This is a genomic window from Citrobacter sp. U14242, assembly GCF_046555775.1.
Lineage (GTDB): Bacteria > Pseudomonadota > Gammaproteobacteria > Enterobacterales > Enterobacteriaceae > Citrobacter.
Map to the genome: position 1 here is coordinate 210,652 of NZ_JBKGLW010000008.1, position 25,637 is coordinate 236,288.

At 51.3% G+C, this 25,637-nt stretch carries 22 protein-coding genes and 5 tRNA genes; 11 read left to right on the forward strand and 16 right to left on the reverse strand.

The features are described 5' to 3' along the window. Positions 1-12 precede the first annotated feature (12 nt). Entirely contained in the window at positions 13-1,296 is a 1,284-nt protein-coding gene (locus ACLJXE_RS15105; RefSeq protein ID WP_410751305.1) for a putative acyl-CoA thioester hydrolase, read from the forward strand. 52 nt (positions 1,297-1,348) lie between these two features. On the opposite strand, the gene ACLJXE_RS15110 is transcribed toward ACLJXE_RS15105, so the two are convergent. From ACLJXE_RS15110 to ACLJXE_RS15120, 3 genes are all read right to left on the reverse strand, one after another. Continuing rightward, positions 1,349-3,610 (reverse strand): hydratase, encoded by a 2,262-nt coding sequence (locus tag ACLJXE_RS15110; RefSeq protein WP_410751306.1) that lies wholly within the window; start codon positions 3,608-3,610, stop codon positions 1,349-1,351. 63 nt (positions 3,611-3,673) lie between these two features. Further along, complete coding sequence (locus tag ACLJXE_RS15115; protein WP_410751307.1) at positions 3,674-5,107, reverse strand: anion permease; 1,434 nt, start codon at positions 5,105-5,107, stop codon at positions 3,674-3,676. 83 nt (positions 5,108-5,190) lie between these two features. After that, on the reverse strand, positions 5,191-6,243 hold the full coding sequence (locus ACLJXE_RS15120; protein WP_410751308.1) for a 4-oxalomesaconate tautomerase: 1,053 nt from the start codon (positions 6,241-6,243) through the stop codon (positions 5,191-5,193). Between the two features lie 178 nt (positions 6,244-6,421). Here ACLJXE_RS15120 and ACLJXE_RS15125 point away from each other — a divergent pair, with 178 nt between their 5' ends. Then, a complete protein-coding gene (locus tag ACLJXE_RS15125) occupies positions 6,422-7,375 on the forward strand; it encodes a LysR family transcriptional regulator (protein WP_410751309.1) in 954 nt (317 codons plus the stop codon). A gap of 56 nt (positions 7,376-7,431) precedes the next feature. On the opposite strand, the gene pgl is transcribed toward ACLJXE_RS15125, so the two are convergent. Continuing rightward, a complete protein-coding gene (gene pgl / locus ACLJXE_RS15130) occupies positions 7,432-8,427 on the reverse strand; it encodes a 6-phosphogluconolactonase (protein ID WP_410751310.1) in 996 nt (331 codons plus the stop codon). A gap of 164 nt (positions 8,428-8,591) precedes the next feature. Here pgl and ACLJXE_RS15135 point away from each other — a divergent pair, with 164 nt between their 5' ends. Further along, positions 8,592-9,410: a pyridoxal phosphatase gene (locus tag ACLJXE_RS15135; RefSeq protein WP_410751311.1), complete on the forward strand. Its 819-nt coding sequence runs from the start codon at positions 8,592-8,594 to the stop codon at positions 9,408-9,410. On the opposite strand, the gene modC is transcribed toward ACLJXE_RS15135, so the two are convergent. From modC to ACLJXE_RS15155, 4 genes are all read right to left on the reverse strand, one after another. After that, positions 9,411-10,469, reverse strand: coding sequence for a molybdenum ABC transporter ATP-binding protein ModC (gene modC, locus ACLJXE_RS15140; RefSeq protein ID WP_286628312.1), 1,059 nt, complete (start codon positions 10,467-10,469; stop codon positions 9,411-9,413). A gap of 2 nt (positions 10,470-10,471) precedes the next feature. Next, complete coding sequence (modB, locus tag ACLJXE_RS15145) at positions 10,472-11,161, reverse strand: molybdate ABC transporter permease subunit (protein ID WP_005125418.1); 690 nt, start codon at positions 11,159-11,161, stop codon at positions 10,472-10,474. Further along, positions 11,161-11,934: a molybdate ABC transporter substrate-binding protein gene (gene modA / locus ACLJXE_RS15150; protein WP_286628313.1), complete on the reverse strand. Its 774-nt coding sequence runs from the start codon at positions 11,932-11,934 to the stop codon at positions 11,161-11,163. Before modA ends, modB begins: the two co-directional genes overlap by 1 nt. A 189-nt stretch (positions 11,935-12,123) precedes the next feature. Beyond that, positions 12,124-12,273, reverse strand: coding sequence for an AcrZ family multidrug efflux pump-associated protein (locus ACLJXE_RS15155; RefSeq protein ID WP_003023026.1), 150 nt, complete (start codon positions 12,271-12,273; stop codon positions 12,124-12,126). A gap of 130 nt (positions 12,274-12,403) precedes the next feature. Between ACLJXE_RS15155 and modE the strand changes: the two genes are divergently transcribed. The 7 genes from modE to gpmA all read left to right on the forward strand — a co-directional run bounded on the left by modE (position 12,404) and on the right by gpmA (position 20,273). After that, a complete protein-coding gene (modE, locus tag ACLJXE_RS15160; protein WP_137384363.1) occupies positions 12,404-13,192 on the forward strand; it encodes a molybdenum-dependent transcriptional regulator in 789 nt (262 codons plus the stop codon). Between the two features lie 157 nt (positions 13,193-13,349). Further along, positions 13,350-14,822: a molybdate ABC transporter ATP-binding protein ModF gene (modF, locus tag ACLJXE_RS15165; protein ID WP_410751312.1), complete on the forward strand. Its 1,473-nt coding sequence runs from the start codon at positions 13,350-13,352 to the stop codon at positions 14,820-14,822. 219 nt (positions 14,823-15,041) lie between these two features. Continuing rightward, a complete protein-coding gene (galE, locus tag ACLJXE_RS15170; protein WP_040232497.1) occupies positions 15,042-16,058 on the forward strand; it encodes a UDP-glucose 4-epimerase GalE in 1,017 nt (338 codons plus the stop codon). A 9-nt stretch (positions 16,059-16,067) separates the two neighbouring features. Continuing rightward, the gene (gene galT, locus ACLJXE_RS15175; protein WP_410751313.1) at positions 16,068-17,114 is read left to right on the forward strand and encodes a galactose-1-phosphate uridylyltransferase; all 1,047 of its coding nucleotides are present in this window, start codon (positions 16,068-16,070) and stop codon (positions 17,112-17,114) included. Between the two features lie 3 nt (positions 17,115-17,117). Then, entirely contained in the window at positions 17,118-18,266 is a 1,149-nt protein-coding gene (gene galK / locus ACLJXE_RS15180; protein WP_410751314.1) for a galactokinase, read from the forward strand. Beyond that, a complete protein-coding gene (galM, locus tag ACLJXE_RS15185; RefSeq protein ID WP_410751315.1) occupies positions 18,260-19,300 on the forward strand; it encodes a galactose-1-epimerase in 1,041 nt (346 codons plus the stop codon). The genes galK and galM overlap by 7 nt, the downstream gene beginning before the upstream one ends. A 220-nt stretch (positions 19,301-19,520) precedes the next feature. Beyond that, positions 19,521-20,273 (forward strand): 2,3-diphosphoglycerate-dependent phosphoglycerate mutase, encoded by a 753-nt coding sequence (gene gpmA, locus ACLJXE_RS15190; RefSeq protein ID WP_003022999.1) that lies wholly within the window; start codon positions 19,521-19,523, stop codon positions 20,271-20,273. Between the two features lie 68 nt (positions 20,274-20,341). Here gpmA and aroG read toward each other — a convergent pair whose 3' ends face one another. Then, positions 20,342-21,394 (reverse strand): 3-deoxy-7-phosphoheptulonate synthase AroG, encoded by a 1,053-nt coding sequence (gene aroG / locus ACLJXE_RS15195; RefSeq protein WP_286628318.1) that lies wholly within the window; start codon positions 21,392-21,394, stop codon positions 20,342-20,344. Between the two features lie 375 nt (positions 21,395-21,769). Between aroG and zitB the strand changes: the two genes are divergently transcribed. Continuing rightward, complete coding sequence (gene zitB / locus ACLJXE_RS15200; protein ID WP_410751316.1) at positions 21,770-22,711, forward strand: CDF family zinc transporter ZitB; 942 nt, start codon at positions 21,770-21,772, stop codon at positions 22,709-22,711. Here the strand turns inward: zitB and pnuC are convergent. The 7 genes from pnuC to ACLJXE_RS15235 all read right to left on the reverse strand — a co-directional run bounded on the left by pnuC (position 22,708) and on the right by ACLJXE_RS15235 (position 25,519). Continuing rightward, on the reverse strand, positions 22,708-23,427 hold the full coding sequence (pnuC, locus tag ACLJXE_RS15205) for a nicotinamide riboside transporter PnuC (RefSeq protein WP_410751317.1): 720 nt from the start codon (positions 23,425-23,427) through the stop codon (positions 22,708-22,710). The two genes, zitB and pnuC, sit on opposite strands and share 4 nt — an antisense overlap. 27 nt (positions 23,428-23,454) lie before the next feature. Continuing rightward, positions 23,455-24,498, reverse strand: coding sequence for a quinolinate synthase NadA (gene nadA / locus ACLJXE_RS15210; RefSeq protein WP_410751346.1), 1,044 nt, complete (start codon positions 24,496-24,498; stop codon positions 23,455-23,457). A 332-nt stretch (positions 24,499-24,830) separates the two neighbouring features. Next, positions 24,831-24,906, reverse strand: a tRNA-Lys gene (locus tag ACLJXE_RS15215). A gap of 32 nt (positions 24,907-24,938) precedes the next feature. Then, positions 24,939-25,014, reverse strand: a tRNA-Lys gene (locus ACLJXE_RS15220). A 146-nt stretch (positions 25,015-25,160) separates the two neighbouring features. Next, positions 25,161-25,236, reverse strand: a tRNA-Lys gene (locus ACLJXE_RS15225). 3 nt (positions 25,237-25,239) lie between these two features. Beyond that, positions 25,240-25,315: transfer RNA gene (locus tag ACLJXE_RS15230), tRNA-Val, on the reverse strand. 128 nt (positions 25,316-25,443) lie between these two features. After that, positions 25,444-25,519 (reverse strand) — tRNA-Lys (locus tag ACLJXE_RS15235). Positions 25,520-25,637 lie beyond the last annotated feature (118 nt).

Consider the following 25,637-nt stretch of genomic DNA (forward strand, 5'->3'; position numbering starts at 1 on the left):
CCGGAGCAACCTGTGAACATTTCATCAGTTTCCCGTCTGGCGCTGGCAATGGCTTTTGGCGTGACGCTGACAGCCTGTAGCTCTACACCGCCCGATCAAATTCCTTCCGATCAGACCGCGCCAGGAACGTCTATGCGCCCGATTCTGTCGGCAAATGAAGCGAAAAGTTTTGTCGCTGCACACTATTTTTCTGCCCTGACGCCAAACACTGCGCCATGGAGTCCTTCCACGATTTCTCTGCCCGCCCAGCCTGACTTTGTCGTCGGCCCGGCAGGAACTCAAGGCGTTACCCATACCAGTATTCAGGCGGCAGTGGATGCGGCAATCATAAAACGCACCAATAAGCGTCAGTACATCGCCATCATGCCTGGCGAGTATCAGGGCACGGTCTATATCCCGGCGGCGACAGGAAGCCTGACGCTCTACGGTATGGGCGAAAAACCGCTTGATGTGAAAATTGGCCAGGCTATTGATGGCGAAATGAGCACCGCAGACTGGCGTCGTACGGTGAACCCTGGCGGTAAATATATGCCGGGTAAACCTGCGTGGTATATGTATGATAATTGCCAGAATAAGCGTGGCACAAACATCGGCGTGATGTGTTCTGCGGTTGTCTGGTCGCAAAACAATGGTCTGCAGTTGCAGAACCTGACCATCGAAAATAACCTCGGTGACAGCGTTGATGCGGGTAACCACCCGGCCGTCGCGCTGCGTACCGATGGCGATAAAGTGCAAATCGACAAGGTCAACATTCTGGGACGTCAGAACACCTTCTTCGTGACCAATAGCGGCGTACAAAACCGTCTGGAAAACGATCGTCAGCCGCGTACGCTGGTGACTAACAGCTACATTGAAGGTGATGTGGATATGGTTTCTGGTCGCGGCGCTGTCGTGTTCGATAACACCGATTTCCGCGTAGTAAACTCCCGCACCCAGCAGGAAGCCTACGTATTTGCGCCAGCAACCCTGTCGAACATTTACTACGGTTTCCTCGCCACCAATAGCCGCTTTACCGCAGCAGGCGATGGCGTGGCGCAGTTGGGCCGTTCGCTGGATGTCGATGCTAACACCAATGGTCAGGTTGTTATTCGCGACAGTGTGATCAATGAAGGCTTTAACATGGCAAAACCCTGGGCTGACAGCGTTATCTCAAAACGTCCGTTTGCAGGGAACACCGGTGCGGAAGATGACAAAGGTGAAATTCAACGTAACCTGAATGACACCAACTTTAACCGCATGTGGGAATACAACAACCGTGGTATCGGTAGCAAAGTGGTTGCCGTACCTAAGCAGTAATCCTTGAGTAAAAAAGGTCGCCATATTTAAGCTGGCGACCTTTTTTATGGCGTTACACCAAACGCGATTTATTAAAGTTAATCAAACTCCCCGCTTTAATAATTTCACGCTCCTCGGCGGTCAGGCTTTCCATATACAAGCTGATTTCACTCACTGCGCCATCATCATGAAGAACGTACGCTTTTATCTCGCGGCTGCACTCATCCAGCGCACGGCGAATACCGGGAATATAGAGATAGTCCCCCACCTCGAAAGACGGCTTTCCGGCCATTTGTAGCGGTAACATCCCCCAGTTAATGACATTGGAACGGTAGCGCTTGGTGGCATATTCCTCGGCGATATTTGCCAGTCCACCAATCACACGCTGACAGCTTGCCGCCTGCTCGCGCGCAGAACCATCTCCAGGCTTAACAGCATAAATCATGCTGCCAATCTCAGTCTCCAATGGTTGCACGTTTTCCTGACCGGTAATCTGCTGGATGCGTGCAAAAATGGACACCAGCTCGCTAACGTCACCCGCCTGACGTTGTTTTTCCCGTTCAGCGACCGCCTTGCTTCTGCCAACATAACCAGGATCGCGTCGGGAAAGCGTAAATTCCGCCAGCCCCAAAGGATTGGAACGATACGAAGAGGTTTCTCCGGACGGGATAAGTTCATCCGTCGTTGTCACATCATCAAGGATTTTTGAGGCCACTTTCAGCAGAATATTTTCCGTTAACGTGCCCAGTTCCGGCCAGTCTTTAATATTCGGGCCGTAAATGAGCGGCTGTTGCGTGGCCCCTTTGACGAACCCTTGGTATACGCGGCTCTTATAAGGCGCAGAATTAAACACATAGTCAGGTACCGCATCCCAGCAGTCCAACTCCGTCGCGGCAGTGAGGTATCCCCCGTTGGCGGCTGTTGCCGCTATCGAACGTGCATCCATCAGCGCAACGGCGGACATTTGCCCGTTGCCCGGTTTCGAGCCTTCGCGGTTGGGGAAGTTACGCGTGGTATGGCGGATACTAAGACCATTGTTGATTGGCGTATCGCCCGCACCAAAGCATGGGCCACAGAACGCGGTTCTGATGACGGCTCCCGCCCCCAGCAAATCCGCAACGACGCCTTTCTGCGCTAAATCCATAAACACCGGTTGTGAAGAGGGATAGACTGCCAGCGAGAAAGCATCATTGCCACAAGATTGACCACGTAATGCCTGTGCCGCAGCAATCACATTTTCATAGTTGCCCCCCGAGCATCCAGCAATGATCCCCTGCTGCACTTTTAAGCGCCCGTTCTTCACTTTATCCAGCAATGACAGGCTGGCTTTACCTTGCGCGATTCGCGCAGATTCAATTTCAATCTCCCGGAGAATATCCGTCAGATTTTCATTGAGTGTCGCAATCTCATAGACATTACTTGGATGGAATGGCAGCGCAATCATCGGATTAATCGCACTCAGATCGACATAAATACACCCATCGTACCAGGCCATCGGTTGCGGGTTGAGCGGGCGATAATCCTGTTCGCGACCGTGTAATGCCAGCCAACTGCGAGTTTCATCATCCGTTTGCCAGACGGAGCTTAGGCAGGTGGTTTCGGTGGTCATCACATCAACGCTGTTGCGAAAATCCGTTGAAAGATGCCGAATGCCAGGGCCGACAAATTCCATGACCTTATTTTTGACGTAGCCATTTTTAAATACCGCACCAATGATCGCTAAAGCCACATCCTGGGGACCTACACCCGCGACAGGCTTTCCGGTCAGATAAACTGCCACAACGCCAGGATAATCGATATCCCAGGTATCGTTTAACAGCTGTTTGACCAGCTCACCGCCCCCTTCCCCCACCGCCATCGAGCCTAATGCGCCGTACCGCGTATGGCTGTCTGAACCGAGGATCATTTTGCCGCCCCCGGCCATCATTTCACGCATGTACTGATGGATGACAGCAATATGTGGCGGCACAAAGATTCCACCGTAACGCTGTGCCGCTGACAGGCCAAACATATGATCGTCACCGTTAATGGTTCCCCCTACCGCGCATAATGAGTTATGGCAGTTCGTCAGAACGTACGGTAAAGGAAAGCGCTCCATTCCTGATGCTTTAGCGGTCTGAATAATCCCGACAAAGGTAATATCGTGTGAGGCTAATGAATCAAACTTAATTTTTAGCTTATTCATGTCACCGGACGTATTATGCGCAGAGAGAATTGACCACGTGATAGTTCCTTTTTTTGCCTCTTCTTTACAGATAGGTTCAGACACCCCATCCTCAGCGATAATTTCATTATTACCGGAGAGGTAAATCCCTTTCTCATATAATTTAATCATTAGATACTCCACATTGATTTGCTCCAACCAGAGCACAGACAACCAATGAACGATGTAATTTAGTTAGAGCATGTTCCAGCCAATCAACATATTCCACCACCAAAGACCCAGCGTAATATGGACAATGAATGTCAAGAACGTCAGCATTGCGCCAACCAGCCACCACGATTTGATGTCGTTATACCCAACGCCAAAAATAACCGGTCCCGCAGCGCCGCCATAATGGGTAACCATACCGCCGTAAGAGTTAGAAAAGAGTAATGCCAATGCGGTCAACATCAGCGGCGCCCCGGATACATTTGCCAACATGGCAAATACCGGCATCATTGCCACAATATAGGCGCTGCCAGAGGCAAAGAAATAACGAACAATAATGCTCAAAAAGAGAATAACAAAAAACGCAACGTTCCCGTGGTTACCAAAGTCGAGGTTATTTTTAAACAGTTCGGCTAACCAGTCAAAAAACTTCACTTTTGATAAGAGTGAACTCAAACCGATAATACCGCCGTACCAGATTAAGGTATTCCAGCCGCCCTTATTTTTAACCACATCATCCCAGGTAACTACGCCAAATAAGAGCATCATCCCCATTACTACAATCGCTACCGTAGATTCATCAATGCCGAGAGTTTTACTAAAGATCCATCCTAATAGCGCGAGGACGAAAATGCCCAGCAGCATTTTTTCGCGCCCTTTCATTGGTCCTAAATCCTGAAGCCCAGCTTTGGCGATGGTCTTGTTATCTACCTTTTTAATTTCAGGTGGATACATAAAATAAATAACTAATGGCGTTAACAGCAGCATGATCAATCCAGGCAGCGCAGCCGCAAGAGCCCATCCTCCCCAACTCAGCTGCAAATGACAGATATCGTTGATCATCTTTAATGCCAGAATGTTTCCTGCCATCGCAGTAAAAAACATATAGCTGGTTGTTTTAGTGACCATATACACCGTCATCATCAGGTAATGACCGACGCGGCGTGGACTCTTGTCTGGCTCAGAGCCTAACGCCACCGCCACGCTATTGATGATGGGTAATACAATGCCTCCCGCGCGCGCCGTATTTGACGGTGTTGCCGGGGCTAAGACCAGATCAAGAAATACGGTCACGTAGCCCAGGCCAAGCGTGGTATTACCTATTTTACCGATCAGAATATAGGCAATGCGTTTGCCCAGTCCCGTCGTCACAAAAGCTGCGCTTAAGGTAAACGCGGAGAAAACCAGCCATGTCGTACCGGAAGCGTATCCGCTCAGCACGCTACTGGTTTTAAGTACACCGCCACCTAAATTTCCGACAACCACCATTGAGGCGGCAACAGCAATCAATAACACTACCGGTTCAGGAAACGGTTTGATTACCAGCCCGACAATCGCAGCAAGATAAATACCAAAAAGCACCCATGCCAGTTCACTTAACCCCGCCGGGGCAGGAATGAGACCAATAATACAGGGAATCGCTAATATCAAAATTAGCTTCCATAATGATTTAACGTTCATTTTTGAGTCCTGGATAATCTGTATATGTAATACAGAATGTTTTTTCGATTTTCCGTAATCACAGCAAAATGAGGTCGATGCTGTCAGGGAAGGTAAACATCACCTGCGAATATTTTTCTGGCGGTGCGAATAACCGAAGCTCTGATAGTTGCAGGCTCATCCCCTTCATTGGTTAAATGAATATCAAGAGCGCCACCGGGATGTTCAATATTGATATTTCCATAATGCGCGCCTGGCGTTACCTGACGCGTAACGGTACCGTTAATGACACAACTGCTGGCGATAGCTATCGCCCCGGTAATTGCCAGTGCTTTGTGGCAGGAGTGCGGCATAAAATAGCGAACATTAATTGCGCCACCGTGCTGGGGTGCCGAGATGAGAATCGGTTTGGGGATAACCTTATTACTGACATTCCCCAGCCCCATTGCCTCACCGGCCAGTAAACGAATAGACTCGATGCGCGACGATAATTCGCTGTCTGCATCTAATTCTTGCGCTGATTCATAGCCCGTTTTTCCGAGATATTCGGCAGGAATAATCACCACGGGTGTCGCCATATCCATGCAGGTGACAGGAACGGAGTCGATATAATCGATCTGCTGACCTGTCGGGAAGATGTGCCCGGTTTTAGAACCCGCGGCATTGAGAAACGTCAGCGCAACAGGGGCCGATGTTCCCGGTACACCATCAATTCTTGCTGCTCCCTCATACTCAACAACACCATGTGGAGTCTGTATATCAGCTTCAATAAACGTGTTGGTGTTTACATTGCGAATACGAACGCGAGTGGTCGGCGTTACGGCATTAATTAATCCCTTTTCAATAGCAAACGCGCCAACAGCGGAAAGCATATTACCGCAGTTCGGCGTGGTATCGACCCGCTGCTCATGCACCAATACCTGAGCAAATAAATAATCGATATCAGCTTTCGGATCATTTGAACGACTAATAATCGCAACTTTACTGGTTAACGGATTGCCACCGCCAATACCGTCAATTTCCAGTGCATTTCCGGAACCCATAATTTTAATCAATATATCATCACGCAGTTTTTCTTCTTCCGGTAGGTCTTGTGCTAATAAATACGCGCCTCTGGACGTTCCTCCGCGCATCATTACGCAAGGTATTTTTTTCATGACAATGCTCTCTGTATTATTTCCACTGCGTACATGGTTGCATGTCATGAATAGGGTGACTAATGACTTCGCTTTCGTGATTAGTGATTTATTTTTATTAATTAAAATTTAAGAATTGCAGATACACTGAACGCATTCATCTTAGACAGGGGCTTCCCCGATTTAGTCCGGAGTCAGAATGAAACATGAATTATCGAGCATGAAGGCATTTGTTACGTTGGCCGAGTCCAGTTCTTTTAACAATGCAGCTAGATTACTTAACATCACACAACCTGCCTTAACACGCAGAATTAAAAAAATGGAAGAGTATTTACATATTCAACTTTTTGAAAGAACAACCCGTAAAGTTAAATTAACAAAAGCGGGGAGAGTGTTATTACCTGAAGCCATAGAGTTAATTAGAAAACTGGATGAAACTCTTTTTAATGTTCGCGGAATGAATGCTTATCATCATGGAATAGTGACGCTGTCCTGCATTCCAACAGCCGTTTTTTATTTTTTACCGCTGGCGATCGGAAATTTTAATGATCTATATCCCAACATTAAAGTAAAAATTCTTGAGCAAGGGACGAGTAATTGTATGGAGTCCGTACTTTGCAACGAGGCTGATTTAGGCATAAATATGAGCGGCATCACAAATTCGGCTATCGACTTCACACCACTAGTAAATGAACCGTTTGTTCTGGCATGTCGGCGCGATCACCCACTAGCCAATAAGCAACTGGTTGAGTGGCAGGAATTGGTGAATTACAAACTGATCGGTGTGCGTTCATCAAGCGGCAATCGCCTGCTCATCGAACAAAATCTGGCGGATAAACCATGGAAACTGGACTGGTTCTATGAAGTACGCCATCTCTCGACCTCACTGGGTCTGGTTGAGGCAGGTCTGGGCGTTTCGGCGCTACCAGGCCTGGCGATGCCACAAACATCGCACCCCACAATTACAGGGATCCCGCTGGTTGAGCCAGTTATCAGACGTACATTGGGAATTATTCGGCGCAAGGATGCTGTTCTCTCACCACCCGCTGAGCGTTTTTTCGCTCTGTTGCTGAATTTATGGACCGATGATACAGACAATCTGTGGAGACCTATTTCTGAACACCAGAAATGCGTATTGCCCGATGCCAGCTAATGTCTTATCAGGTCTACGAGTTATGCCGCCATCGCAGACCTGATGAGAACAGATCTTTAGTACGCGTTAACCACCACCCACATTGGGCCCTGGCCTACCGCATAGCGTCCTTTCTCAGCCAGCAATCCCTGTTCCCCCACAATTTCATACACCGCAATATGGTGGGACTTCTGCCCTGCGGCAATCAGGTATTTCCCACTGTGATCGATATTAAAACCGCGCGGCTGTGTTTCAGTAGGCTGGAAGCCTTCTTTGGTCAGCACACTTCCGTCTTCTGATACGCTGAATACCGTAATCAGGCTGGCGGTACGGTCACAGGCATACAGATGACGACCATCTGGCGTAATATGGATATCTGCCGCCCAGCGGGTATCAGAGAAATCAGCAGGCATCATATCCAGCGTCTGTACACACTCAATTTTGCCGTACGGATCTTTCAGTTCCCAAACATCGACTGAACTGTTCAGCTCATTCACACAGTAGGTATATTGCTGATTCGGATGGAACGCCATATGACGCGGACCCGCACCTTCAACGGTAGTCACTTCCGCAGGTTCCTGTGCGACCAAATGGCCATCATCGCTGACGGTGAACAGGCAGATACGATCCTGTTTCAACGCAGGAACCCACAACGTACGGTTATCTGGTGAGATATTGGCCGAGTGACACCCATCCAGACCTTCTACCACATCCACCAGTTCCACCGGCAGGCCATCTTCCAGACGCGTGACGCTCACACTACCCGCGTTATAAGAGCCGACGAATACGAAACGCCCCTGATGATCGGTCGAAATATGCGTCGGGCTCCCCGGCAGTGCAGATTCCGCAGCGAATGTCAGCGCACCGTCATCAGGCGCGATACGGTATGCCAGCACACGAAACTCCGGGCGCACACCGACATAGAGGTAGCGTTTATCCGGGCTGACAACCATCGGCTGTACCTGACCCGGTACATCAACCACCTGCGTCAGCGTCAGTGACCCATCGTGATTCAGGCTCCAGACGTGAATTTGCTGACTCTCAGGGCTGGCGGTATAAACGGTTTGCTTCATGAAAACTCCTTTGCTTTTGGCAGGTGGCTGCAATTGCCTGACACACGCCTAAGGTAGACGCTTTTAACGGTGAATGCTTAATTAAGGCTCAGAATTTTGTCCGACTGCCGACTCGGTGTACCATGCCAAAAGACACAATTCTCAACCTTAATCTGGAATAACTGATGACCACTCGCGTGATTGCCCTGGATTTAGACGGTACGTTGTTGACCCCGAAAAAAACCTTGCTGCCCTCCTCTCTCGAAGCGCTCTCACGCGCCAGAGAAGCCGGCTATCAACTTATCATTGTCACGGGCCGCCATCACGTTGCTATTCATCCTTTTTATCAGGCACTGGCGCTGGATACACCTGCAATTTGCTGCAATGGCACTTACTTGTATGATTATCAGGCAAAAAAGGTACTGGAATCCGATCCCCTTCCGGTTAACCAGGCGTTGCAGCTGATCGACATGCTGGAGGCTCATCAGATCCACGGTCTGATGTATGTGGATGACGCGATGCTGTATGAACGCCCGACCGGGCATGTCGTGCGTACTGCAAACTGGGCGCAAACTCTGCCGCCGGAACAGCGCCCTACCTTCACTCAGGTTCCGTCTCTGGCACAGGCTGCGCATGACGTTAACGCCGTGTGGAAATTTGCCCTGACTGACGAAGATATTCCAAAGCTGCAGCAGTTTGGTAAACATGTTGAACAGCAGTTGGGGCTCGAGTGTGAGTGGTCCTGGCACGATCAGGTCGACGTGGCCCGCAAAGGCAACAGCAAAGGAAGACGCCTTGCCCAGTGGATTGAAGCGCAAGGCGGGTCAATGGAGAATGTCATCGCCTTTGGTGACAACTTTAATGATATCAGCATGCTGGAAGCCGCGGGTACCGGCGTGGCGATGGGGAATGCGGACGACGCAGTCAAAGCCCGCGCCAATATCGTGATTGGCGACAATACCACCGACAGCATCGCCAAATTTATCTACTCTCACCTGCTGTAATCAGGCAGTAATCGACACGCTCTTAATTTGTGCGTACAGCCACAGGCCAGGTTTGATGCCCAGTTCATCCCTGGCCCACGGGCTGATCCTCGCCCACAGCGTTTTCCCGCCGACCTCAAGCTGTACTTCTACCTGTCCGTTGTCGTCATAGCATGACGCCACCTTTGCCCGTAGTACGTTACGAATACTGGTCTGCTGCGGCGGTTGTAATACCAGCGAAACATCAGATGCCTGAATCCGGATACGCAATGCGGTTTGCAGCGGTTTATCCAGCTTATTGACCCACAGATGCTGATCGCCCAGCGCCAGGGCTGTCATCGCATAATGCGGGTGATGCTCCAGTACGTTAACTTTCAGTATGCTGCTCTGCTGCTCTTTCGGTAGCCAGGGATGCATCACACTGCTCCCCCAGACATCCTCCAGTGAGCCAAACGCTTTTACCTGCCCGTTTTCCAGCACCATCACTTTATCGGCCAGATGCAAAATCTCATCAAGCGAGTGGCTGACATACAACATGGGAATATTAATTTCGCGCGCCAGCCGCTGCAGATAAGGCAACAACTCACGCTTACGTGGAATGTCCAGCGAGGCTAACGGCTCATCGAGCAGCAACAATTCAGGTGCGGTCAGTAACGCGCGACCAATAGCAACACGCTGCTTTTCACCACCAGAAAGGCCTCCGGGTAGACGGTCGAGCAAAGGCTCAATGCCCAACAGCGCCACCAGCTTATCAAACTGCCCGGCCATGCTTTTCGCCATACCATAACGCAGATTACCGCGCACTTTGTAATGCGGGAACAGACGCGCATCCTGAAAAACATAGCCCACCCGGCGTTTTTCAGGCGTCAGGCAGATACCGTTTTCAACGTCATTCAGTACCCGACCGTTGAGCACAATGCGCCCGGACTGTGGTTGGGTCAGACCACTGATAGCATTAATCAGCGACGTTTTGCCCGCGCCAGAGACACCAAAAATAGCGGTAATACCGCTGGCTGGCAGCGTTTCGTTGAGCGTCAGACAGTGGGTTCCCAGCGTCTGGGAGAAATGAAGTTCCAGCATGATTATCGCCCCGTCCGCTCACGGCTAATTCGCGCCAGCCACTCAGAAATGAGCAGCGAAATCAGCGCCAGCACAATAGAAATAATGCATAACCTTGCCGCCGCACTTTCGCCGCCAGGCGTCTGGATGAGAGTGTACATTGCCGAAGGAATGGTGCGCGTTTCGCCCGGGATATTAGAAACAAAAGTAATGGTTGCGCCGAATTCACCGAGTGAACGCGCGAACGCCAGCACCGTACCGACAATTATGCCAGGCAGCATCAACGGTAAGGTAATGGTCATGAATACGCGCCAGCGCCCGGCCCCCAGCGTGCGGGCGGCCTGCTCCAGCTTGACGTCCACCCCTTCGAGCGCCAGACGGATGGCCCGCACCATGAGCGGGAAGGACATCACCGCCGCAGCCAGAACCGCGCCGCGCCAGCTAAACGCAAACGTGATACCGAACCAGTCATATAGCCACTCGCCAATAAATCCGCGCCGCCCCATAGCCACCAGCAGCAGGTACCCCACCACGACAGGAGGCAGTACCAGCGGCAAGTGCAGCACGCTGTCGAGCAACGCTTTGCCCGGGAACTTACAGCGTACCAGTAACCAGGCAAAGAAGATCCCAAACGGCAGGCTAAACAACACGGCCAGGGAAGAAACTTTCAGGCTCAGTAAGACAGCCTGCCATTCTGGATCAGTCAGTATCATTACTTGGTCGTAAATCCATAACGTTTGAAGATTTCAGAAGCCTGCGGTCCCTTCAGGTAATCATAGAACGCGCTGACCGTTGCGTTGGCGTGCCCATCAACAATCGCGATAGGGTATTCCACTTTTTTATGTGAGTCTTCCGGGAAGGTCGCCACAACTTTTACGCCTTTGCTGGCTACGGCATCAGAACCATAGACAATACCCAGCGGGGCTTCGTTACGTTCAACCAGCGCCAATGCGCCACGAACATCTTCAGCCGGAGCCAGTTTCGGCGCCAGGGTATCCCATGCGCCCAATTTCTGCAGCGCTTCTTTCGCGTAAATACCTGCCGGAACATGTTCCGGGTCACCCACGGCCAGACGCCCGCCGTTCAACAGGCTGGTCCAGTTGGTTTTGCTGTCGATGGTGAAGTCTTTCTGCGCACTGGCTTTCGGAGCGACAACGACCAGGCTGTTACCGAGCAGCGTTTTGCGCGTTGCGGTATCGATAGACTTTTTGTCTACCGCGTAATCCATCCATTTCTGATCGGCTGAAATAAACAGATCGGCGGGTGCGCCTGCTTCAATCTGGCGTGCCAGCGTAGAAGAAGAGGCAAAAGAGGAGACAACATCAACATTCTTCTCTTTTTTATATTCTGCGGCAATGTCCTGCATCGCGTTCGTTAACGACGCCGCTGCAAACACTGTGATTTTACCTTCATCCGCCAGTGCATGTCCGGCAACAGAAAGAGAAAGTGTTGCCCCTGCAAACAAGCGTAACCATGTACGTGCCATCTGTAACTCCTTTGAGTTTCGTTATGTAGGCGCAAATATAACGATTAAATCAGGATTTTCCCAGTGGTTATTACTACCAATTAGAGGTTACACAAAGAAAATATCGGCAGGGAAAGCAGGATCTTGAGAAACTAACGCAGTTGGATAATGCGCAATAAAAAACGCCCGGCTAAGCGGGCGTTCGGGGAATCAATGGTTCTGTCTGGATTGGTCTTTCTGACCGATACCGGAAAAAATGTTGAACACTTCACCCAGTCCGTAAATCAGTCCCAGAATGATGGCCATTACCACAGGTACCATGATTACGGCGAATACCAGACTTTTCAATAACTCTAACATGGTCAACTCCAGATATAGTCCTTAGTTGTATTCTAACCACATAACACAGAAAAGCACTCCCCTTTTGTGCGGTCGGCTTTGCTCAGGCGCGGTTTTCCGTCACAATACCCTTTTTTGCCAGGAGCTTGTTATGCAGGCCGAAATCCTACTTACACTGAAACTTCAGCAAAAACTGTTTGCCGATCCCCGCCGCATTTCTCTGCTTAAGCACATTGCGCTTTCCGGCTCCATCAGTCAGGGCGCGAAGGATGCAGGTATCAGTTATAAAAGCGCCTGGGACGCGATTAACGAAATGAACCAGCTTAGTGAGCAGACGCTGGTAGAGCGCGCCACCGGTGGCAAAGGCGGCGGCGGTGCAGTGTTAACCCGCTACGGCCAACGCCTGATTCAGTTATACGACCTGCTGGCGCAAATTCAGCAAAAAGCCTTCGATGTCCTGAGCGATGACGATGCGGTTCCACTCAATAGCCTGCTGGCGGCCATCTCCCGCTTCTCACTGCAAACCAGTGCGCGTAACCAATGGTTTGGCACCATCACCGCACGCGACCATGACCAGGTTCAACAGCATGTTGACGTCCTGCTGGCCGATGGCGAAACCCGGCTGAAAGTCGCGATTACCGCGCAGAGCGGTGAACGTCTGGGACTTGATGAAGGCAAAGAAGTCTTGATCCTGTTGAAAGCGCCGTGGGTGGGGATCACCCAGGATGATGCTATCGCTCAGGCCGCCGATAACCAATTGCAAGGCACCATCAGCCATATTGAACGCGGGAGTGAGCAGTGTGAAGTGTTAATGACCTTACCGGATGGACAAACGCTGTGCGCCACCGTTCCGACTGACGATGCGCTATCACTGCAAGAAGGCGCGAATGTCACTGCATATTTCAACGCGGACAGAGTGATTATCGCAACGCTGTGCTAAATCTTGAAGCCCGCTTCGCCTGATGGCGCTGCGCTTATCAGGCCTACGTTCAGGCCGGATAAGGTACCCGCGCCGCCATCCGGCAACAAACGACATTGACATTCCCGCCCGGACAAAGTATCCCTGTCATTCATCGCTGCAAAAAATGGGATGCAAAATGTCATCGTTGCAAATTTCGCAAGGCACGTTTCGTCTGAGTGATACCAAAACGCTTCAGTTGAATTCGTTGACGTTAAACGCGGGTGATAGCTGGGCGTTTGTAGGGTCTAACGGCAGCGGAAAATCCGCGCTGGCGCGAGCGCTCGCCGGAGAATTGCCGTTACTAAAAGGCGAACGCCACAGCCAGTTCACGCGTATAACCCGTCTCTCCTTTGAGCAGCTACAAAAGTTGGTCAGCGACGAATGGCAGCGTAACAACACCGATCTTCTGAGCCCTGGCGAAGACGATACCGGGCGCACCACCGCGGAAATTATTCAGGATGAGGTCAGCGATCCTGCTCGCTGTGCCGCCCTGGCGCAGCAGTTTGGTATCACCTCACTGCTCAGCAGACGTTTCAAATACCTTTCCACTGGCGAAACGCGGAAAACCCTGCTCTGTCAGGCACTGATGTCCGAACCCGATTTGCTGATCCTTGATGAACCGTTTGACGGGCTGGATGTGGCTTCACGTCGCCAGTTGGCAGAGCTGCTAGCGGCGTTACATCAGGCCGGTTTTACGTTAGTGCTGGTGCTAAACCGCTTTGATGAGATCCCCGATTTTGTGCAATTTGCTGGCGTACTCGCCGATTGCACATTGACTGAAACCGGTGAAAAAACGGCTCTTCTGCAACAAGCGTTAATCGCCCAACTTGCCCACAGTGAACGGCTTGATGGTATTATCCTCCCCGAACCGGATGAACCTTCCGCACGCCGCATATTGTCTGAGAACGAACCGCGGATTATGCTCAACGACGGGGTCGTTTCCTATAACGATCGCCCTATTCTTCATCATCTGAGCTGGCGGGTAAACCCAGGGGAACACTGGCAGATTGTCGGTCCAAACGGGGCGGGAAAATCAACGCTGCTCAGTTTAATTACCGGCGATCATCCGCAGGGTTATAGCAATGATTTGACGCTGTTTGGCCGTCGTCGGGGTAGCGGCGAAACGATCTGGGATATTAAAAAGCACATTGGCTACGTCAGCAGCAGCCTGCATCTGGATTACCGGGTAAGCACCACGGTGCGTAACGTCATTCTCTCAGGCTACTTCGATTCAATCGGTATTTATCAGGCCGTATCAGACAGACAACACAAGCTGGTGCAACAGTGGCTAGACATTCTGGGAATGGCTAAACGCACTGCAGACGCCCCTTTCCACAGCCTTTCCTGGGGGCAGCAGCGCCTGGCGCTGATCGTCCGCGCATTAGTGAAACACCCTACGCTATTGATCCTTGATGAACCCTTGCAAGGGTTGGATCCGTTAAACCGCCAGTTGATCCGCCGCTTCGTTGATGTTCTGCTCGGCGAAGGCGAAACCCAACTGCTGTTTGTTTCTCACCATGCTGAAGATGCACCAGCCTGCATTACCCACCGACTGGAGTTCGTACCAGAAAACGATATCTACACCTATCGGCAATCCTCCCTGCGTTAGTTTTCATACCTGGGCGCGTTAATGCGCCCTTTTTTAGGCCTGATTTTTCAGATAAAAGCTGTAATCATTAAATAACATAATGATTTAAAATCAAAAAATGCAATTCATTCGTTGAGGATCATTGCGTGTAAACGATTCCACTATTTTATCCCATGTCACACTTTTCACAACTTTGTTATGCTATCTTCATTACATGATATATGCATAACGGAGCGAATTATGAGAGTATTGGTCACAGGTGGTAGCGGTTACATTGGAAGCCACACGTGTGTGCAGTTGCTTAAGAATGGCCACGACGTCGTGATCCTTGATAACCTCTGCAACAGTAAGCGCAGCGTACTGCCCGTTATTGAGCGTTTAGGTGGAAAACATCCGACCTTCGTCGAAGGTGATATCCGTAACGAAGCGCTGATCACCGAAATCCTGCACGATCATGCCATCGATACGGTCATCCACTTTGCTGGTCTGAAGGCCGTCGGCGAATCCGTGGCTAAGCCGCTGGAGTACTATGACAACAACGTCAACGGCACTCTGCGTCTGGTCAATGCGATGCGCGCCGCCAACGTGAAAAACTTCATATTCAGCTCCTCCGCCACAGTCTATGGCGATCAGCCGCAAATTCCTTACGTTGAAAGCTTCCCGACCGGCACACCACAAAGTCCGTACGGCAAAAGTAAGCTGATGGTCGAGCAGATCCTGACCGATCTGCAAAAAGCACAACCTGAGTGGAGCATCGCGTTACTACGCTATTTCAATCCGGTTGGCGCACATCCGTCAGGAGACATGGGCGAAGATCCGCAAGGCATCCCTAACAATCTGATGCCTTACATCGCGCAGGTTGCCGTAGGCCGCCGTGAGTCTCTGGCCATATTTGGTAATGACTACCCTACCGAAGACGGTACCGGTGTTCGCGATTACATCCACGTGATGGATCTTGCCGACGGTCACGTTGTCGCCATGGAAAAACTGGCAGGCAAGCAAGGGGTACATATTTACAACCTTGGCGCTGGCGTTGGTAGCAGCGTACTGGATGTGGTCAACGCCTTCAGCAAAGCCTGTGGTAAGCCAGTAAACTATCATTTTGCTCCGCGCCGCGACGGCGATCTGCCTGCCTACTGGGCTGATGCCAGCAAAGCAGACCGCGAACTTAACTGGCGCGTGACGCGTACACTGGATGAAATGGCACAAGATACCTGGCACTGGCAATCACGCCATCCACAGGGATATTCGGATTAAGGACACGTTATGACGCAATTCAACCCTGTCGATCATCCACACCGCCGCTTTAACCCGCTCACCGGGCAGTGGATCCTCGTTTCGCCACATCGTGCAAAACGCCCCTGGCAAGGGGCGCAGGAAACGCCATCTAAACAGGTTCTGCCCGCGCATGATCCGGACTGCTTCCTGTGTGCAGGCAATACACGCGTCACCGGTGATAAAAACCCCGATTACACGGGAACCTACGTTTTTACCAACGATTTTGCCGCTCTGATGTCTGATACCCCGGATGCTCCCGATAGCCACGACCCATTAATGCGTTGCCAGAGCGCACGCGGTACCAGTCGCGTGATCTGCTTCTCGCCCGATCACAGCAAAACGCTGCCAGAGCTCAGCGTACCCGCGCTGACCGAAATCGTGAAAACGTGGCAGGAACAAACCGCAGATTTAGGGAAAACCTATCCCTGGGTGCAGGTATTTGAGAATAAAGGTGCGGCGATGGGATGTTCAAACCCGCACCCACACGGACAGATTTGGGCCAACAGTTTCCTGCCCAACGAAGCCGAACGTGAAGACCGTCTGCAAAAAACGTACTTTGCCGAGCAGGGCACGCCAATGCTGCTGGATTATGTCCAGCGTGAACAGGCAGACGGCAGCCGTACGGTCGTAGAAACCGAGCACTGGCTGGCGGTTGTGCCCTATTGGGCGGCATGGCCATTCGAAACGCTGCTGCTGCCTAAATCACATGTCCTGCGCATTATCGATTTGACCGACGAGCAGCGAACTGACCTGGCGCTGGCGTTGAAAAAACTGACCAGTCGTTATGACAATCTGTTTCAGTGCTCTTTCCCCTACTCTATGGGCTGGCACGGCGCACCGTTTAACGGCGAAGAGAATGACCACTGGCAGTTGCACGCACACTTTTATCCACCGCTGCTGCGTTCCGCGACCGTACGTAAGTTTATGGTTGGTTACGAAATGCTGGCGGAGACCCAACGCGATCTGACAGCAGAACAAGCGGCAGACCGTTTGCGTGCGGTCAGCGACACCCATTTTCGCGAATCCGGAGTTTAAATAATGAGTCTGAAAGAAAAAACACAATCTCTGTTTGCTGAATCGTTTGGCTACCCTGCCCCCCATACCATTCAGGCACCCGGTCGTGTAAACCTGATCGGCGAACACACTGATTATAATGACGGCTTCGTCCTGCCGTGTGCCATCGACTATCAAACGGTTATCAGTTGTGCCCCCCGCGATGATCGCACCGTTCGTGTGATTGCGGCGGATTACGAAAATCAGATAGATGAGTTCTCGCTTGATGCGCCGATTATCGCCCACGAAACCCAGCAGTGGTCAAATTACGTGCGCGGCGTCGTGAAGCATCTGCAAAAACGCAATAACGCCTTTGGCGGCGCGGATCTGGTGATCAGTGGCAATGTGCCGCAAGGTGCGGGTTTAAGCTCTTCTGCTTCACTGGAAGTGGCGGTAGGTACCGTGTTCCAGCAGCTTTATCATTTGCCACTCGACGGCGCACAGATTGCCCTGAACGGCCAGGAAGCGGAAAACCAGTTTGTCGGCTGTAACTGCGGCATTATGGACCAGCTCATCTCTGCGCTGGGCAAGAAAGATCATGCGCTGCTGATTGACTGTCGTACGCTGGGCACCAAAGCGGTTTCCATGCCGGAAGGTGTGGCGGTGGTGATCATCAACAGCAACTTTAAACGTACACTGGTTGGCAGTGAGTACAACACCCGTCGCGAACAGTGTGAAACCGGTGCGCGCTTCTTCCAACAACCCGCGCTGCGTGATGTCAGCCTTGAGGCCTTTAACGCGGTTGCACATGAACTGGATCCCATCGTTGCCAAACGTGTTCGCCATGTGATCACAGAAAACGCCCGCACGGTTGAAGCCGCAGCGGCTCTGGAGAAAGGCGACCTGCAACGTATGGGTCAGCTGATGGCTGAATCTCACGTTTCAATGCGCGATGATTTCGAAATCACCGTGCCACAAATTGATACGCTGGTCGAGATTGTGAAAGCAACTATCGGCGATCGGGGTGGCGTGCGCATGACGGGTGGCGGCTTCGGCGGCTGCATCGTGGCGCTGATCCCGCAAGATTTGGTTCCTGCCGTACAGCAGGCTGTCGCTGAACAATACGAAGCGAAAACCGGTATCAAGGAAACCTTTTACGTCTGCAAACCTTCACAAGGAGCTGGACAGTGCTAAACGAAATTCCCGTAATGGCGCCCGATGGCCAACCCTTTCGTCTGCTCACCCTGCGTAATGACGCGGGGATGGTAGTCACACTGATGGACTGGGGCGCGACGCTGCTTTCTGCCCGTATCCCGCTTAATGATGGTAGCGTGCGAGAAGCATTACTCGGTTGCGCCAGCCCGGAGCAATACCCACAACAGGCCGCATTTTTAGGCGCATCCATTGGCCGCTATGCTAACCGTATCGCAGACAGCCGTTATACCTATGCCGGTGAGACCGTTGCGTTACTGCCAAGCCAGGGTGACAACCAGTTACATGGCGGGCCGGACGGCTTCGATAAACGCCGCTGGCAGATAGTGAATCAAAATGATCGTCAGGTGCTGTTTGCCTTAACCTCTGACGATGGCGACCAGGGTTTTCCGGGTCACCTCTGCGCCACCGCGCAATATCGCCTGACCGATGATAACCGTATTTCGATTACCTACCGTGCGACGGTGGATAAGCCCTGCCCGGTAAATCTGACGAATCACGTTTATTTCAACCTTGACGGCGACAAAACGGATATCCGTCAGCATACGCTGCAGATTCTGGCCGATATGTACCTGCCGGTTGATGAAATGGGTATCCCGCATGACGGACTGAAACCCGTGGCTGGCACCTCGTTCGATTTCCGTGCACCTAAACGCATCGACAGCGAATTTCTGGCCGATGACGATCAGCGCAAGGTGAAAGGTTACGATCACGCTTTCTTGTTGCAGGCGCAAGGCGACGCCCGCAAACCGGTCGCTATGGTTTGGTCCCAGGATGAAAAACTGCAAATGGAGGTATACACCTCTGCCCCGGCATTGCAGTTCTATTCCGGTAACTTCCTCGGCGGCACGCCATCCCGTGGGCCTGAAGTCTATGCTGACTGGCAAGGACTGGCGCTGGAAAGTGAGTTTCTGCCTGACAGCCCAAATCATCCGGAATGGCCGCAACCAGACTGCTTTCTGCGACCGGGTGAAGAGTACACCAGCCTGACCGAATACCGATTTATTCCAGCCTGATCGTTGGCCGTGATGAGCCGAAACCCGGCTCATCATATATTCCCACGCGGGATCCGCTCAAAACCACACCACTCAAAGACAAAATCGCAACCTTGAGTTCACAAGAACCTTACACTGTGCCGCTATTTTCGCTATGGTTATGCGTAAGCATTGCCGCTGGTGCATTACGGTAATATAATGATAATTATTATCATTCAATATGATTTATAGGAGTGAGTGTATGGCTGTAACTAAGCTGGTTCTGGTACGTCACGGTGAAAGTCAGTGGAACAACGAAAACCGTTTTACCGGTTGGTATGATGTTGACCTGTCTGAGAAAGGCGTGGGCGAAGCAAAAGCGGCAGGTAAACTGCTGAAAGAGGAAGGCTACAGCTTCGATTTTGCTTATACCTCTGTGCTGAAACGTGCCATCCACACCCTGTGGAATGTCCTGGACGAACTGGACCAGGCCTGGCTGCCTGTTGAAAAATCCTGGAAACTGAACGAACGTCATTACGGCGCGCTGCAGGGGCTGAACAAAGCCGAAACTGCCGAGAAATACGGTGACGAGCAGGTTAAGCAATGGCGTCGTGGCTTTGCGGTAACCCCGCCGGAACTGACTAAAGATGACGAACGCTATCCGGGTCACGATCCGCGTTATGCCAAACTTACGGACAAAGAACTGCCGGTCACCGAAAGCCTGGCACTGACTATCGATCGCGTTATCCCTTACTGGAATGAAACCATTCTGCCGCGCATGAAAAGCGGTGAGCGCGTGATTATTGCCGCTCACGGTAACTCCCTGCGTGCGCTGGTGAAATACCTGGATAATATGGGTGAAGATGAAATTCTTGAACTGAACATCCCGACGGGTGTACCGCTGGTGTATGAGTTCGACGAAAACTTCAAGCCGATCAAGCATTACTATCTGGGTAACGCTGACGAGATCGCAGCAAAAGCTGCGGCCGTTGCCAACCAGGGTAAAGCGAAGTAATTTCTTCGTTGCACATAAAAAAGCGCGGATAATCCGCGCTTTTTTTTGTCTCTCTGCGAGGCTAGCCTTTAACCCCGACGCGCTTTTACCGCATCCGCCAGCTGGCGCAGCACAGCATCGGTATCTTCCCAACCAATACAGGCATCAGTGATGCTCTTGCCGTAGGTCAGGGGTTCACCGCTATCCGGGTTCTGATTACCTTCGACCAGATGGCTTTCGATCATCACGCCAATAATTGCTTTCTCGCCGCCGGCAACCTGTCCGCAGACATCTTTTGCAACATCCATCTGCTTTTTGAACTGCTTGCTGGAGTTGGCATGGCTAAAGTCGATCATCACCTGCGCAGACAGACCCGCTTTGACCAGACCTTCTTTTACGTCTGCGACGTGCCGGGCGCTGTAGTTTGGTTCTTTGCCGCCACGCAGAATGATATGACAATCGCCGTTACCACTGGTATTCACAATGGCGGAGTGACCCCATTTGGTCACGGACAGGAAGCAGTGTGGTGCTCCTGCGGCGTTAATGGCATCAATGGCAACTTTGATTGTGCCATCGGTACCGTTTTTAAAGCCAACCGGACAGGAAAGACCAGACGCCAGCTCACGGTGCACCTGAGACTCAGTGGTGCGCGCGCCAATTGCGCCCCAGCTCATCAGATCCGCAAGATATTGCGGGGTGATCATATCCAGAAACTCCCCCGCAGCCGGCAGACCACTGTCGTTGATATCCAACAGCAATTTACGTGCAATGCGCAGGCCGTCGTTGATCTGGAAGCTGTTGTCCATGTGCGGATCGTTGATAAGCCCTTTCCAGCCGACGGTAGTACGCGGTTTTTCAAAGTAAACGCGCATGACGATTTCAAGCTCGCCTTTCAACTCTTCACGCAACGCCAGAAGTCGTGCGGCATACTCTTTAGCGGCAGCCGGATCGTGAATTGAGCACGGCCCAATAACGACCAACAGGCGATCGTCATTCCCTTTCAGAATTTTATGAATCGCCTTACGGGCGTGCGCCACCGTATTTGCGGCATTTTCAGTAGCGGGGAATTTTTCCAGCAGTGCAACCGGGGGCAATAACTCGTTGATCTCTTTAATGCGTAAATCGTCGTTCTGATAATTCATGATTATTCCAGCGTAGCCATACTTATATAAATGAATGCAATCCCCCCAATCTATATCTTCAGTCATAAAGTGTAAACGGGGTTTTACAGTACGAACCGTGTTATCCCGGGAATAAGCAAAAAAACGCAAGAATGTAGCGAATAGTGAGATCCAGACTGCAAATCCCGACTGTAATTGCGGCTTTTATTATCATTTTCAAAATTCTGTGCTGACTATCGATACACATTGTGGATCTTTACCCACTGAACTGTAAGGCAACGACCAATATTTACGTGGCTGATAGCGGGAGAATAGAAGCTCTCCTTTTTAATTTTATCCCCCCAAAAACGGTATGATGTCATACAGTAAAGGTGAGAATAACAAAGGGATGGCACAATGGCGCACTCACATACTCATACTTCCCCCGACCACCCAAAGGATAATAACGCCCGTCGACTGCTGTTCGCCTTCTGCATTACAGCGGGATTCATGCTGGTCGAAGTGGTGGGAGGGATACTTTCAGGCTCGCTGGCGCTGCTGGCTGATGCCGGACATATGCTCACTGACGCTGCAGCGCTGCTTTTTGCGCTGCTGGCCGTCCAGTTTTCCCGTCGACCGCCGACCATCCGACACACTTTCGGCTGGCTGAGGCTCACGACGCTGGCCGCATTTGTTAATGCTATTGCGTTGGTGGTGATCACGATTTTAATCGTCTGGGAAGCGATTGAGCGCTTCCATACGCCCCGTCCGGTCGCCGGCGGGATGATGATGGTTATCGCCGTTGCGGGTTTACTGGCTAACGTGCTCGCCTTCTGGGTTTTACATCGCGGCAGCGAAGAGAAAAACCTCAACGTTCGTGCCGCAGCACTGCATGTTATGGGCGATTTGCTGGGCTCGGTCGGCGCGATCATTGCGGCACTGATCATTATCTGGACGGGCTGGACCCCTGCGGACCCTATTCTCTCTATTCTGGTTTCTGTTCTGGTGTTGCGCAGTGCCTGGCGCTTACTGAAAGACAGTGTGAATGAATTACTCGAGGGCGCGCCCCATGCGCTGGATATCGCCGCCCTACAGCGACATCTCAGCCGGGATATCCCCGAAGTTCGCAACGTGCACCATGTTCACGTCTGGATGGTGGGTGAAAAACCGGTCATGACGCTGCATGTTCAGGTAGTCCCGCCGCACGATCACGATGCGTTGCTGGAACGTATTCAGCACTTTCTTCTTCATCACTATCAAATTGAACACGCGACGATTCAGATGGAATACCAACCATGTAATGGGCCGGACTGTCACCTGTATGAGGGACTGTCCGGCCATTCACATCACCATCACTAATGGGAAAACGCGCGTGAGCCACGTTCGCGCGCGCTGTTAATCCACATCCTGCTGCCGTTCAACGCGATCACCGTCAGAATCATGTATTCCAGCGACATGGCATACACTCCTTGCAGGGCAAAGATCACTACGCTGATGATGTTAATGATCACCCACAATAGCCAGTTCTCGACGTATTTGCGCGTCATCAGGATCATCGCCACAATCGATAGCACCATCATGCAGGAATCCCAGAACGGGAACGCATCCGGTTGCAATTCAGGTAATGCAACCTGTAATCCCAGTCCTTGCATGATAGTCACCGCAATGCGGGTGAGGAACGCAAACACCGGGTCGATGTACACGGTCATCAGACCAATTGCCAGCACACAAGCCGCCAGCCAGCCCAACGCTTTCGGCAACGGCAGCCAGCGAATTTTAAGTTCAGCCTCATGTTGGCTGGTCTGCCGGGACCAGGCGTACCAGCCATAGATGTTGGCGGCAAAAAAGAACACCTGCAGCAACAAGCTGGCGTAGAGCTGGATCTGAAAGAAGATAATCGCAAACAGCGTGACGTTTATCAGACCAAAGAAGTAATTACTGATTTTCTCCATACTGGCGAGGCCAATACACAGTAACCCGGCGATAGTCCCCACCGCTTCAATCCACGACAGATCGTACCCGCCTGCACCGATTGGAATATGTACCAGAATGTTCTGTGTGCTAAAAAAATCCATCTTTTCCCCCAGAGCGAAACGCCTTAATTAAGCTCGTAGTGTAGCCGCAAATTCCAGCATGCGGTTTAATGGCAGCAATGCACCTTCTCGCAGCGCGGCATCAACATGTATCTCATGAGCCACCCCCCCCTGCTCAAGTCCCTCAGCAATCGCTTTAAGGCCGTTCATTGCCATCCACGGACAATGCGCACAGCTACGACACGTTGCACCTTCACCCGCCGTCGGGGCTTCAAGCAGCTCTTTATCCGGAACCGCTTGCTGCATTTTGTAAAAAATACCCCGATCGGTCGCCACAATCAGTTGCCTGTGCGGTAACGATTTAGCGGCGCTGATTAACTGGCTGGTTGATCCCACCGCATCGGCCATATCAACGATAGACTGGGGGGATTCAGGGTGCACAAGTACGGCAGCGTCAGGATACAGCCCTTTCATGCGTGTTAATGCCTGGGTTTTAAATTCATCATGAACGATACAGGCACCCTGCCAGCAGAGAACATCCGCCCCCGTCTGTTTTTGCACGTAATTGCCCAAGTGCTTGTCAGGGGCCCAAATGATTTTTTCCCCCAAGCTATCAAGGTGTTCAATCAGTTCGACGGCAATACTGGACGTCACAACCCAGTCAGCGCGCGCTTTAACCGCGGCCGACGTATTGGCATACACTACGACGGTGCGATCCGGATGCGCATCGCAAAATGCGCTAAACGACTCAATCGGGCACCCCAGATCTAATGAACATTCAGCCTGTAAGGTTGGCATCAGGATGGTTTTTTCCGGGCTCAGAATTTTGGCTGTTTCGCCCATAAACCGGACTCCCGCAACCAGCAACGTAGAGGCCGGATGTTTTGATCCGAACCGCGCCATCTCAAGCGAATCAGAGATACAGCCACCGGTTTCTTCGGCCAACTGCTGTATTTCAGAATCGGTGTAATAGTGCGCGACCATGACGGCATCACGCTCTTTCAGCAGACGTTTAATTTTCTCTCGATAAAATTGCTTTTCATCCACACTCAACGGCGCAGGTTTTGGCGGAAACGGGTAGATTGCTGCTTCAGGATCAAACATCACGCTCATCATGCTGTCTCGTTTTACTGGCTTAACGAAATAACCGAGTAAAAGCGTGACATACGCTATATTCGGTTATAATTGTTTTGTATGCTAAACAAGATAGCGGATTGGCGGAGAAAAGTCACAAGAAATGCGTGTGATGATGCCGGATGGGGACTAGCGTCTTATCAGGTCTGCAGGTTCGAATTTTATAAATCGCAGATAGCAAAAAGGCACCTTTAGGGTGCCTTTTTACACTGGTGGGGCGTGCAGGATGACTCGACTTCGTCTCGCCCTTACGGGCCGTTGCTAAAGCAACGTTATCCTTCACTTTCAACATCTGAGTGCGATGTTAAATTTGGTGGGGCGTGCAGGATTCGAACCTGCGACCAATTGATTAAAAGTCAACTGCTCTACCAACTGAGCTAACGCCCCCATATGGGGTTCACTGCTTCAATTATTCAGGATGGTGGGTCGTGCAGGATTCGAACCTGCGACCAATTGATTAAAAGTCAACTGCTCTACCAACTGAGCTAACGACCCGCTCGGATATCACCTGAAAATTTTTACTCGACACCAATATAAGAATTGGTGGGGCGTGCAGGATGACTCGACTTCGTCTCGCCCTACGGGCCGTTGCTGACGCAACGTTATCCTTCACGGCTAACATCTGAGTACGATGTTAATATTGGTGGGGCGTGCAGGATTCGAACCTGCGACCAATTGATTAAAAGTCAACTGCTCTACCAACTGAGCTAACGCCCCGAGTGGTGGGTGATGACGGGATCGAACCGCCGACCCCCTCCTTGTAAGGGAGGTGCTCTCCCAGCTGAGCTAATCACCCGATACTACGCTGGATACTGCATTAAGTGGTGGGTCGTGCAGGATGACTCGACTTCGTCTCGCCCTGACGGGCCGTTGCTCTCGCAACGTTATCCTTCACGTTTTACTATCGCGTTCCACCAGAACGATTGGTGGGTCGTGCAGGATTCGAACCTGCGACCAATTGATTAAAAGTCAACTGCTCTACCAACTGAGCTAACGACCCACTTTTGCGCTGCTTTTGGTTTGTTTGATATCCCTTGGCAACGGCGGCATATATTACTGATTTCAGATTTTAGCGCAACAAAAATTTCGATGTAAATGACTCAACTGCTTAGGAATCA

Bases quoted from the DNA above. Each gene is read 5' to 3' on its own strand.
- zitB (WP_410751316.1), top strand. From the start codon at position 21,770: ATGGCGCACTCACATACTCATACTTCCCCCGACCACCCAAAGGATAAT.
- modC (WP_286628312.1), bottom strand. From the start codon at position 10,469: ATGCTGGAACTTCATTTCTCCCAGACGCTGGGAACCCACTGTCTGACG.
- nadA (WP_410751346.1), bottom strand. From the start codon at position 24,498: ATGAGCGTGATGTTTGATCCTGAAGCAGCAATCTACCCGTTTCCGCCA.
- aroG (WP_286628318.1), bottom strand. From the start codon at position 21,394: ATGAATTATCAGAACGACGATTTACGCATTAAAGAGATCAACGAGTTA.
- ACLJXE_RS15125 (WP_410751309.1), top strand. From the start codon at position 6,422: ATGAAACATGAATTATCGAGCATGAAGGCATTTGTTACGTTGGCCGAG.
- pgl (WP_410751310.1), bottom strand. From the start codon at position 8,427: ATGAAGCAAACCGTTTATACCGCCAGCCCTGAGAGTCAGCAAATTCAC.
- ACLJXE_RS15135 (WP_410751311.1), top strand. From the start codon at position 8,592: ATGACCACTCGCGTGATTGCCCTGGATTTAGACGGTACGTTGTTGACC.
- modA (WP_286628313.1), bottom strand. From the start codon at position 11,934: ATGGCACGTACATGGTTACGCTTGTTTGCAGGGGCAACACTTTCTCTT.
- ACLJXE_RS15120 (WP_410751308.1), bottom strand. From the start codon at position 6,243: ATGAAAAAAATACCTTGCGTAATGATGCGCGGAGGAACGTCCAGAGGC.
- modF (WP_410751312.1), top strand. From the start codon at position 13,350: ATGTCATCGTTGCAAATTTCGCAAGGCACGTTTCGTCTGAGTGATACC.
- pnuC (WP_410751317.1), bottom strand. From the start codon at position 23,427: ATGGATTTTTTTAGCACACAGAACATTCTGGTACATATTCCAATCGGT.
- galE (WP_040232497.1), top strand. From the start codon at position 15,042: ATGAGAGTATTGGTCACAGGTGGTAGCGGTTACATTGGAAGCCACACG.
- ACLJXE_RS15110 (WP_410751306.1), bottom strand. From the start codon at position 3,610: ATGATTAAATTATATGAGAAAGGGATTTACCTCTCCGGTAATAATGAA.
- ACLJXE_RS15115 (WP_410751307.1), bottom strand. From the start codon at position 5,107: ATGAACGTTAAATCATTATGGAAGCTAATTTTGATATTAGCGATTCCC.
- ACLJXE_RS15155 (WP_003023026.1), bottom strand. From the start codon at position 12,273: ATGTTAGAGTTATTGAAAAGTCTGGTATTCGCCGTAATCATGGTACCT.
- galK (WP_410751314.1), top strand. From the start codon at position 17,118: ATGAGTCTGAAAGAAAAAACACAATCTCTGTTTGCTGAATCGTTTGGC.
- modE (WP_137384363.1), top strand. From the start codon at position 12,404: ATGCAGGCCGAAATCCTACTTACACTGAAACTTCAGCAAAAACTGTTT.
- gpmA (WP_003022999.1), top strand. From the start codon at position 19,521: ATGGCTGTAACTAAGCTGGTTCTGGTACGTCACGGTGAAAGTCAGTGG.
- modB (WP_005125418.1), bottom strand. From the start codon at position 11,161: ATGATACTGACTGATCCAGAATGGCAGGCTGTCTTACTGAGCCTGAAA.
- galT (WP_410751313.1), top strand. From the start codon at position 16,068: ATGACGCAATTCAACCCTGTCGATCATCCACACCGCCGCTTTAACCCG.